Source organism: Cytobacillus massiliigabonensis (assembly GCF_900199725.1).
In the GTDB taxonomy this organism is placed as follows: Bacteria; Bacillota; Bacilli; order Bacillales; family Cytobacillaceae; genus Cytobacillus; species Cytobacillus massiliigabonensis.
Genome location: NZ_LT904903.1, coordinates 259,384 through 269,575, shown reverse-complemented (window position 1 = coordinate 269,575; position 10,192 = coordinate 259,384). Strand labels below are relative to the sequence as shown.

Below are 10,192 nucleotides of genomic sequence, written 5' to 3'. Positions count from 1 at the left end.
TCATTTTCAGCTTGTAATGCCTCCATTGAACCCTCTACAGGTAATGATTTTTTTGTTTCCTTTTTCATGGATGGACGCCCCTTTTTCTTTGGAAATAGAGCGTCCACACCTGATTCTTCAACCTGCCTTTGCCATTGAAGAATTGTAGAAGGAGAAGAAATGTTATACACAGCCGCTGCTTGTTTAAAAGACGCTCCAAGTTCGCTCATATAATTTAGTACGTCCATTTTAAAATGAATATCATAGTTTGTATAGGATGAAATTAATCCATTTTCACCATTTTCTCTATATTGAGCTATCCAAGTTTCTAAGGGGGTTTTACTTACATTGAAACGCCTAGCAACTGCTCGAATAGACTCTTTTCCATTTAAATAGTCTAATACCGCCTCAAGTTTTAACTCAAATGAATATTTGGCCATAAAAAAACTGCACCTCCAATTGTTAGTTGTGTCTAACAATTGGGGTGCAGTTCAAACTCTTTCGCCCTGTCCTTTTTACTTATTTCATATCATCCGTTGATACATTTATTTCTAGTTCTTCTACTAATTCAGGTGCTTTTCCCTTAACGTAACTCACAAAAAGTTCTTCTTTAGGCAGTCCTATAAATAACTCCTCAACCAAGTACGTTTCATTTCCTAAGTACTTCCTTTCCACTTCAATACCACTATATCCCTTGCTCTCCACATCTTTCAAGAAAAGAGGTGAAAGATTATAATGAAAGGCAAAGCTGCTTTTATATTCATACTCAATTACAGTAGAATCCTCTTTTTGGTCAATATTAGTAATTTTAATTGTACCCATATCGCCAAAATCAAGATACTGATTCTTTGCTTGAGCCAAGCTGATAAATTTTTGCTTCATATATTTAGAAAGGTCTTTGTTTTTAACTAACCGCATTGTAATTTCTTTTGTATCTTCATCTAACTGCTCATATAATAAACTTGCATCATAAACCGTATACCACTGGTCTCCTTGCTTGATTTGCTTCGGCACCCAATTATTCCCTGTTAATGGAAGTTCCTTAAACATTTTTCCGTTCTGATCCAGGAGCTGAATTGAAGGTGAATATACGTAGATATCGTTTTTATAAGGCACCTTATATTGTAATTTTACTGTTGTTGAGATAGGACTTACATTTATTTCTTTAAGTGTCAGCTCTTCTCCATTATGACTTTGCTTCTTATTGAGTACGATTGTATCAATTTCGGACGTCTTTTTGATTGGAATATCAAATAAAAATCTAAATCCCTTTTTCTTAGTAGAATGATAATCTATCGCTCCCCTATAAAGAAAATCAACCTTGATATCATCTGGCATTTCGGATGCTGTATACGTAAACGTAGAATAGCCAATCACTTCATGATCGGACACTTGCTTAAACTGATCATTTGAAATGACTTTATCCATTTGAAACCCGTTGAATGGAATATGAGCATTGATCTTACGTCTATTGAATTCCTTAATCGGTTCTTCCGACTTAATACGATAACTAATCGATAGCCTTATCCCATCATAAACCGCTTCCTGAATTTCCATGCTAATACCATCTTCACTTTGTTGCTGCTGAATATCCTGTTTATCTTCTGTAGCAGCCCCTTTCAAGCCTCCATCACCCAAAAATTGAAAGATCGATTCAAAGAAAGGCAGTTTGGCTAAAGCTAATACTGGGTTAGATGGCATATAAATAGCTGCACCTACAATCATTAGTACAATAACTGCCGGAATGAATACCTTTTTCTTTTTTCCAATAACACTTCTGCGGTCACTTTTCCCCTTAAGCCTAGCGTATACTTGCAGCTGATCTTCCCGATTAAATGCTATCTCTTCAAAGAGCTCACTGCTTTGTAATTTTTTATCGCCGTTCATATATCCTCCCATTCAAATCCCTCTTCTTCTAATAATTTCTTAAGCCGATCTCTTCCCCGCGTTAGCCTTGTTTTCACTGTATTCGCAGAAATTTTTAGTATTTCAGATATTTCCTCTACTGAAAAATCCTTGTAGTAATATAAAAAAATAATTTCTTTATACTTCGGACTTAATGATAGAACGATCTTTTTCACTCGTGTTTCCCGGTCCTTAGTCAGTAAGTTTACTTCAGGATTTAATTCCAGCAGCTCCTCTTTCTCCAGCTTGGCAAATGAAAAAATCCTTCTAAAATAACTGCTTTTCAGATAATCCTTACATTGGTTTTTTGTAATTCTGTATAGCCATGTTTTTACCGATGATTCTCCTTTAAACTTATGAAGATTCTGATAGCACCGAATGAAAACCATTTGCACGATATCCTTTGCTTGTGCCGCGTCTTTCACATAAGAATAAGCAAGCGAGGTTAACTCTGTACCATACTCAGCCATTAAATCCTCTATAATAGCATCTATCGTTTTTTCCTTTGCAAGTGCATAATATGATTCGCTTTTCTCTTCTAAATACAAGGCTTCCCACCCCCCTTTATTGAATTCGTACTTAGACGATGTACCACTCATTCCGGTTTCATTTTTATATAAAAAAAGACCCGTACAAAATTGCACGAACCTTATAGTTATTATTTTTCATTGTTGATTTTCGTGTATGTATGAGAATTTATAAGCGGAGAATTTCCGGCTATTTATAGAAAGGGAGAGTAAGAAACAGAAATAAGCGGTGATATTCCGATTAACTGGTTAAATTAAGACGAAATTCAAAAATTTGGATACAATAACCAGAAAAACTCCCTTTATTTTTAAGGAAAAATCGCTATTTCCTAAAATAACCGGAATTCTTCCGCTTATTTCTCAAACACAGTAAAATCAACATTTAGTTATAACAGAGCTAAATTTTATAAGAGGAAAACCTATTATTAATATAGTTTGGTTTTCCACTTTAATGAAATTCTGCGTTAGAATTGAATATTTTACGAAAGTTGTTTAATCCTGCTTTTTATGTAATCATTGAAATGGTTATTTGATCTTACTTTGAAAATTTCTAATGAATCCTGATAAAATGTTTTTGCTTTCTTGCGTTCTCCCATTAATTCATAGTTGTACCCTATTTGATAAGTTAATTCTCCGTAGAGATACATGCAGCTATCTTCAATACACTGATTAATTCCTTCCTTGCATAATTTAATTGATTCAGAGTACCTTTTTAGTCTTGTTAACACCTTTGCCATATTATAATCAATTCTAAGCAGTATCTTTACATCTTTTAATGCTTGATTTTTAATTATACTTCTAGCATTTTGAAAATAGTTTAATGAAGTTTTATGATCATTAATTTCTGAATAGATTACAGCAAGAGTATTTATTATTTCAAATTCTCTATCTGAATACATATGGTATATTTCAGAAATAGGTCTACTTAACAATAAAGCATTCTCCAACTCCTTAATTGCGAGCGAAGGATTCTTATCAACATAATATAATACTATTCCTTTATGCCACCATAGAAATTGTTTTAATTCTACAAAGTTTTGAAAATCAGGGTTTGATTCTTCTAAAATTACAAGTTCTTTAACCGCTTCATAATTTTTATTTCTAATTTCTTTACGTATGGAATTAATAGTCTCTTTAATGTATTCGAAGTTTTTTAAATTTGCATCAACAAAGAAATATTCCATATCCACATTTAACCTTTGTGAGAGTTTATACAAAATAGGAGCAGATGGATAGGTTTCACCCTTTTCGATTTTACTTAACATTGATTGGTGGCAAATCCCTTCACATAATTGTGATTGCGTAATCCTCATTTTTTCTCGTAATTTTTTCAATTCGTATCCAATCCTATTATCATACATTGGTGGTTCTCCTCCAACCCATTATTTGAATTAATAGAATCATTTATATCTTAGCCAGTCTTTTTCTTTCAATATTCCTATATTCATAATTAGTAATAGGATAGTGAAATAGAAGACGATAGTTAATAGATTTACTACGATTTTTAAAGAAATTCGAAGGATCAAACAAATCATTAATATTGTATTATATCCTTATAGAATTAAATAAGTAAAAAGGAGGTATTGGATAACTCATGAAAAAGATCTTAATCTCAATTCTTTCTCTAGGGTTGTTGTTATCAATTAACCTTACATATTCCGGAACAAGTAATCATGAAATTACCACCCTAGAATTACCATTTGAACATTAGATTGTTAAAATTCTTGTTAAAGTCCAGCTGGCATTATCATGAATTTTTCCAATAAATTTTTTCAAAAAGAGGCTATTTTTTACTCCCATTTTTTCTTATAAGTAGTATTAACCTGATTAAATACTACTTATAAGAAACCCCTTAATAAAAATGGATTTATATAGAAATTATATAAGAATCCAAAAAGATATAGTAGTATAATTCAAATTAATTCATATATTTCCAAAAAATAAGAGAAATAAATAAAAATCCAGATTATTTAATCCAGTCCTTGGAGGAAATAATATGAACTGTTTGCTTTTTTCGTAATGATTTTTATGCAGGAACAATAAGATTGATTGGATGTCTGGTGCAAGATCTTTCCGTTGGGGAATTGTAATTCCTGAATCATCAGGGAAACTTTTGAATTTTGCTGGTACTATTGAGAATTATACTGCATCGACAGGAGCATGTAGAGGAACTATTTATGTTTCAGTGGAAGAATAAGTGACACAGTCTCTCCATCTGATTATGGAATCTCTCTGAAAACACGTACTAGATATATAGCTAGATTTAAAGGCGAAGCAATCAGCTCTGATAAGAAAACCTGTTAATCAGACGCTAAAGCATACATATATAGACTAGGGTTCCTATACTAATAATATTTAATATAACTTTTTACATGTTGAGCTTAATCTTAAAGATTAAGCTTATTTTTATACGAAGGGAGCTTTAGTAATTTATGTTTAATATAAATGAACCTAAAACAAATCATAATATAGTAGCTCCGTACTCTTTAAACTTTTTAATATTTTCTTGAATAACAGTATGAAGAACATTAATAAAGATAACAGCTTAATATTCCCCTATATTGATAGTTCTAAATGGGGTCTACTACAGAGGTACAAATGCTAATTTAAATATGTACAAAAATGATTAAATAAAGGTGTACAGTTTTGACTCGGTTTTTCATACTAATCTTGAGGTGATTAGTATGTACATAGCGTTGAATATCCAGACAGATTTTGAGATTAATAGTCTTACAGACTTACCGAAACTAAAAATACTGATGGAGAATTTAAATATGCGAATTAATAAGAGTCAATTAGCTAGGGAATTAAATGTGGACCGGAGGACCATTGAAAAGTACCTTAATGGGTTTACTCCAAAGAAAACCAAGAATAAAACTTCGAAATTTGATAAGTTCTACGGAGTTATTTCACTCCTCTTATCAAAAGAATCAAAACAAGTATTTTATTACAAAAGAGTGCTATGGCAATACCTAAAAGATAATCATGGATTAGATTGTGCAGCTTCATCATTTCGTAGATACATCCAAAGTAAGCCGGAGTTCCAATCTTATTTTAGTGAAGGAAAGAGAACGAATCCAACACCGTCTAGTATTCGATATGAAACACCGCCTGGGGAACAGGCACAGCTGGATTGGAAGGAAAACCTTCGGTATGAAACGAAAGATGGAGAAATTGTTTATATCAACGTAGCTGTCTTATTACTTTCTTTTTCAAGATTTCGTACTTTTTATATGAGTATATCGAAGTCACAAAGTGTACTATTTTCATTTTTGACAGAAGCCTTTGAAGCTATCGGGGGCGTTCCAAAGAAAATCATGACTGATAATATGGCAACTATAATGGATGATGCGAGGACGAAACATTTCAAAGGGAAAGTGAATAAACGTTTCGCTCAATTTGCAGAAGACTTCGGATTCAAAGTACATCCTTGTATCGCAGGAAGGCCAAGAACAAAAGGGAAAATAGAATCACCCATGAAATATCTTGACGAAATCTATGCCTATCAAGGGAAACTTAGTTTAGAAGAACTTCACAAGTATGTACAGCAACTCGGAGAAAGAATCAATAATAGTTATCATCAGGGGACTGGAAAAATACCGATTTTAGCCTTAAAACGAGAAAAGAATCTCTTACTGCCCCTACCACGGCAACAAATAAGAGATTCTTACAGAATCAACCATACACTAGTAAAAGTAAATTCATCCAACATGGTATCCTATAAATCCAATCAATACTCAGTTCCAGCTGAGTATCGAGGAAAGACAGTTGGTTTACAAGCATATGATGATCAATTATTCATTTATTATAACACGGAGTTAATTGTCCAACACAAAATAAGTCATCAAAAAATCAATTACAAGGAAGAACACTACAAAGATGAGCTCAGTAGAGCTCTTCCCTACTATCCTGATATTGATGAATTGGCAAAGAAAAATCTAGAGGCAATTGGAGATGTGTATAAAAATGAATAATTCTTACCAACAGTTAGTGCAAAATCTTGAATATTTGAAACTCAAGCAAATGATCCAGCATTTAAGTGAAACCATCGACTATAGTGTAGGCAATCAGGTATCCTTCGTGGAGACACTCGTAAAACTTACAAACTATGAGATCGATGTTCGTGAGAAGAACATGATGCATTCCATGGTAAAGGTGGGGGCATTTCCCCACCTTAAGGAAATAAATGAATTTGATTTTGATTTTCAACCATCCATTAATAAACAACAAATACTTGATTTTCTTACTTTGCGTTTCATAGAAGAGAAGGAAAACATTATCTTTTTAGGACCTAGTGGTGTAGGAAAAACTCATTTAGCAACGTCAATTGGAATAGCCGCTGCCAAAAAACGAACAAGTACCTATTTTATTAAATGTCATGATTTACTACAACAATTAAAAAGAGCTAAAATTGAAAATCGATTAGAAGCAAGGTTGAAACATTATACCAAGTATAAGCTGCTTATTATCGATGAAATCGGATATTTGCCTATTGATGCTGAAGATGCAAAATTATTCTTTCAACTAATCGATTTCAGGTACGAAAAAAGAAGTACTATCCTAACCACCAATATCAATTTCAAGTCTTGGGACGAAATATTTCAGGATTCCAAACTAGCTAATGCGATCTTAGATCGTGTTTTACACCATGCAACGGTAGTTAGTATTGTTGGAGAATCTTATCGAATAAAGAATCATCTTGCGAAAGAGCCCGAGTAATTTTGTACATATTTAAACGATCAATTATGTACATGTTTAGGTTGACATTTATACAGAAGTAAAATTTAAAATAAAACTTAAAGAAATATGGAACACAATTAATGTAGTATATATCATCATGAAACTGACTTATCGAGGAACACTATCAACTAAGCATTGCTTTGCAAAATGGATTAACTCTCCTTTAAATTACATTCGGCTTTGCCATTCTGTCACCTCTTATTAGTTATTCAAAAGACTAACTTTGTCTAACTTTAATAATACAATAAAATTCTTGCAATTCACCCCTCATACAAGTTTATCCTTAAAATATCATGCAGACTACAACACAAAGGCTATGTGTTGCTTTTCATTGAAGGGATTTGTTGAAAGAGAGAAGAATACTTAAACATTGACTTTTAATCATTTTTAGAAAGAGGGAATAGAATGGGAAGAGTAATTGGGTTTGAACTAAATAGCCAAGAGCCTGAAAAAGCTGCAAAGTTTTATTCTACTGTCTTTGGCTGGGAAATTGCAGATCCTCATTGGGATTACCGGGAAGTTTCAACAGGTAAGAATGAAATGAATGGCGGGATTGCAAAAGGTCCAAATGATTATCCGCACGGCACTCGCATACAAATTGAAGTGAATTCAATCGATACAGCTATATCTAAAGCAAAAAGCTGCGGTGCCATGATTGTACGAGACAAAATGGAATTTGACCATTTTTTTCTTGCCTACTTAGTTGACCCAACCGGGCTTGGATTCGCCCTTATACAAAAAAAATAGACGTGTTAACTGCGTCCCCTTCTACTTCTTAAGACTTAGTTAAACTTACTTCTTCAGCATCTATTTGAAAATTTAAAGATCCTTTATGCTTTAAGTATTCGTTTTTTAAAGTTGGAGTGAGTGTGATGACTGAATTTTTATTGAGTCTAATAGAAAGTTGGGGAATAACAGGTGTTCTGCTTTCTTTGTTTATTGAAGGTAGCGCGTTTCCCTTTATAGGCACATTCTTTATTGTAACGGTTGGTTTTATCATTGATTTAACTTGGTTTGAAATTGCCTGGATTTCGCTGCTAGGAAGTTTTTTGTATTCGATTGGAAGCTACATTCCCTATTATTTTGGCTATAAATTAGGCAGCTCGGTTGAAAACAGATTGAGTGCTGCTAAGAAAGAAAGTTTAGCTAGAGCAAAGGCATCTTTCAGTAAATATGGCGTATGGAGTGTTGCAATTTCAAGTCCTCTTCATTTAGGAAATATTGTTCCTTTTCTAGCCGGCATGTCTAATATGAAACTTCATTTATATACCTTACTTACTATGATTGGAATCGCTCCTACTACCTTTCTGTTTTTAAGCATCGGACAATTTTACTCAGGTGATACCGAATCAATAATAAAAATGATTACTAACTATCAGACTCTACTCCTTTTAGCACTTATCATTGTTACCATTCTATTTATTAGTTGGAAGTCATATGGTCATCGTCAGCATAAAAAAACTGCAAATTTATAATGAAAGAGTGTGGTCTGTATAATTCATGTTAAAGATGTTATAGCCGATCAGTTATTAGCAAATGCAAATGATCCCAGCTGGTATCTTCCTTTTGCTGAGTCTGTTAAACATTTAACAGAAAAAGAAGCTTTTTGGAAGCCTAACAAGGATTGTCATAGTATCGCAGAAATTGTGCAGCACTTACTGTATTGGAATGAAACATGGCAAACGAGATATAAAGAATCGAATGTCCAAGCGGTTTTACCATTAGATAATAATAATGAAAGCTTCATTATTCCGGATAATCAAAGTTTTAGTAACATAAAAGAACGCTTACTGATTGTCCTTCTACAGTGGCAGGATCTTCTAACGGAAGAAAGAGTTGAAAGTGATGTTTGCGGATTCCCTGAAAAAGTAAAATGGTGGGAAGTTCTTGGGAATGTAACTACCCATAACGCCTATCATATTGGTCAAATCATTTATATCCGGAAGCTGCAAAAAAGCTGGGATGCCAATCAGATTAATAATGAATAGTTGATTAAAAAAATCCTAATACAAAAAGCCCAATTTCACAGTTGAACTGCATAAAATTGGGCTTAATTTTATTGAACTATCATATGCAATTTTACAGAAAATAATATTACTATTCCTTTGTACCAATACTAAGACTGCCAAGTTTATTAGAAATTTCTTTTAGAATTACATTTCTTTCTTTTTGCGTTTTAATAAAGGTAACTGCTAGCCAAATTACAAAACCAAGGACACCAAAATAAATAATAAACATTATTATAAACGGTATTATTGCAAATGCTTCCACTTTTATTATCCCTCCAGTCACAGCTTCTCCATATAAATCCTATGAAAAATTAAGCATAAATTAGAACATGAATACGAAAGAATACAGATTAAACGCTTGAGCCAAAATTTATGATCTCCTTAAAAAATACATCTGAAGGCTCTTAAATAGAAAAAAGGATTACTAACTTTCAAAAGACATGTTAGTTAATCCTTTTCTACATTTTTTATAAAAATCCACATACATCTGAGGAGTTAATCAGCTGTCCAGTTTACACACCTCAAATATAAAATTGACTCCGCAGGTAGGACTCGAACCTACGACCGATCGGTTAACAGCCGATAGCTCTACCACTGAGCTACTGCGGAAAAGTAAAACATATTTTAATGGTGGGCCTAAATGGACTCGAACCATCGACCTCACGCTTATCAGGCGTGCGCTCTAACCAGCTGAGCTATAGGCCCATTCTATCATAAATAATGGAGCGGGTGAAGGGAATCGAACCCTCGACAACAGCTTGGAAGGCTGTGGTTTTACCACTAAACTACACCCGCATATGAGAATTGGAGGCAGCAACCGGATTTGAACCGGTGATAAAGGTTTTGCAGACCTCTGCCTTACCACTTGGCTATGCCGCCTTAAAGAAAATGGCTGGGCTAGCTGGATTCGAACCAACGCATGTCGCAGTCAAAGTGCGATGCCTTACCGCTTGGCTATAGCCCATTGAAGTTTCATCATGAATTACATCTTTGAATAAACCACATGATTAATCACCGCAGGAACATTTAATT

At 33.5% G+C, this 10,192-nt stretch carries 10 protein-coding genes and 5 tRNA genes; 5 read left to right on the top strand and 10 right to left on the bottom strand.

Features of this window, described 5'->3' with window-relative positions; all coding sequences use genetic code 11:
- The 4 genes from C1726_RS26125 to C1726_RS07400 form a co-directional block, all read right to left on the bottom strand.
- On the bottom strand, positions 1-419 hold a 419-nt coding region (locus C1726_RS26125; RefSeq protein WP_180968133.1), incomplete at its 3' end, for a helix-turn-helix domain-containing protein.
- Between the two features lie 79 nt (positions 420-498).
- A complete protein-coding gene (locus tag C1726_RS07410; protein ID WP_235822729.1) occupies positions 499-1,878 on the bottom strand; it encodes a DUF4179 domain-containing protein in 1,380 nt (459 codons plus the stop codon).
- Positions 1,863-2,432, bottom strand: a complete 570-nt coding sequence (locus tag C1726_RS07405) for a sigma-70 family RNA polymerase sigma factor (RefSeq protein ID WP_235822728.1) — start codon at positions 2,430-2,432, stop codon at positions 1,863-1,865. The genes C1726_RS07410 and C1726_RS07405 overlap by 16 nt, the downstream gene beginning before the upstream one ends.
- A 458-nt stretch (positions 2,433-2,890) precedes the next feature.
- On the bottom strand, positions 2,891-3,772 hold the full coding sequence (locus tag C1726_RS07400) for a helix-turn-helix domain-containing protein (protein ID WP_102272586.1): 882 nt from the start codon (positions 3,770-3,772) through the stop codon (positions 2,891-2,893).
- A gap of 1,323 nt (positions 3,773-5,095) precedes the next feature.
- Between C1726_RS07400 and istA the strand changes: the two genes are divergently transcribed.
- From istA to C1726_RS07375, 5 genes are all read left to right on the top strand, one after another.
- The gene (gene istA, locus C1726_RS07395) at positions 5,096-6,385 is read left to right on the top strand and encodes an IS21 family transposase (protein ID WP_102271267.1); all 1,290 of its coding nucleotides are present in this window, start codon (positions 5,096-5,098) and stop codon (positions 6,383-6,385) included.
- Positions 6,378-7,130, top strand: coding sequence for an IS21-like element helper ATPase IstB (gene istB, locus C1726_RS07390; RefSeq protein WP_102271268.1), 753 nt, complete (start codon positions 6,378-6,380; stop codon positions 7,128-7,130). Before istA ends, istB begins: the two co-directional genes overlap by 8 nt.
- A gap of 426 nt (positions 7,131-7,556) precedes the next feature.
- On the top strand, positions 7,557-7,898 hold the full coding sequence (locus C1726_RS07385) for a VOC family protein (RefSeq protein ID WP_102272585.1): 342 nt from the start codon (positions 7,557-7,559) through the stop codon (positions 7,896-7,898).
- Between the two features lie 125 nt (positions 7,899-8,023).
- Positions 8,024-8,626, top strand: coding sequence for a DedA family protein (locus C1726_RS07380; protein WP_102272584.1), 603 nt, complete (start codon positions 8,024-8,026; stop codon positions 8,624-8,626).
- A gap of 18 nt (positions 8,627-8,644) precedes the next feature.
- Positions 8,645-9,139 (top strand): DinB family protein, encoded by a 495-nt coding sequence (locus C1726_RS07375; protein ID WP_102273231.1) that lies wholly within the window; start codon positions 8,645-8,647, stop codon positions 9,137-9,139.
- Positions 9,140-9,248: 109 nt separating this feature from the next.
- On the opposite strand, the gene C1726_RS26120 is transcribed toward C1726_RS07375, so the two are convergent.
- The 6 genes from C1726_RS26120 to C1726_RS07350 all read right to left on the bottom strand — a co-directional run bounded on the left by C1726_RS26120 (position 9,249) and on the right by C1726_RS07350 (position 10,124).
- Complete coding sequence (locus C1726_RS26120) at positions 9,249-9,422, bottom strand: hypothetical protein (protein ID WP_180968174.1); 174 nt, start codon at positions 9,420-9,422, stop codon at positions 9,249-9,251.
- Positions 9,423-9,697: 275 nt separating this feature from the next.
- Positions 9,698-9,769, bottom strand: a tRNA-Asn gene (locus tag C1726_RS07370).
- A 19-nt stretch (positions 9,770-9,788) separates the two neighbouring features.
- A tRNA-Ile gene (locus C1726_RS07365) sits at positions 9,789-9,865 on the bottom strand.
- Positions 9,866-9,881: 16 nt separating this feature from the next.
- Positions 9,882-9,955 (bottom strand) — tRNA-Gly (locus tag C1726_RS07360).
- Positions 9,956-9,965: 10 nt separating this feature from the next.
- Positions 9,966-10,039 (bottom strand) — tRNA-Cys (locus C1726_RS07355).
- A 10-nt stretch (positions 10,040-10,049) separates the two neighbouring features.
- Positions 10,050-10,124: transfer RNA gene (locus C1726_RS07350), tRNA-Gln, on the bottom strand.
- Positions 10,125-10,192 lie beyond the last annotated feature (68 nt).

Excerpts from the sequence above, each read along its gene's own strand:
- C1726_RS07385 (WP_102272585.1), top strand. The coding sequence starts at position 7,557 with ATGGGAAGAGTAATTGGGTTTGAACTAAATAGCCAAGAGCCTGAAAAA.
- istB (WP_102271268.1), top strand. The coding sequence starts at position 6,378 with ATGAATAATTCTTACCAACAGTTAGTGCAAAATCTTGAATATTTGAAA.
- C1726_RS07410 (WP_235822729.1), bottom strand. The coding sequence starts at position 1,878 with ATGGGAGGATATATGAACGGCGATAAAAAATTACAAAGCAGTGAGCTC.
- istA (WP_102271267.1), top strand. The coding sequence starts at position 5,096 with ATGTACATAGCGTTGAATATCCAGACAGATTTTGAGATTAATAGTCTT.
- C1726_RS07400 (WP_102272586.1), bottom strand. The coding sequence starts at position 3,772 with ATGTATGATAATAGGATTGGATACGAATTGAAAAAATTACGAGAAAAA.
- C1726_RS07380 (WP_102272584.1), top strand. The coding sequence starts at position 8,024 with ATGACTGAATTTTTATTGAGTCTAATAGAAAGTTGGGGAATAACAGGT.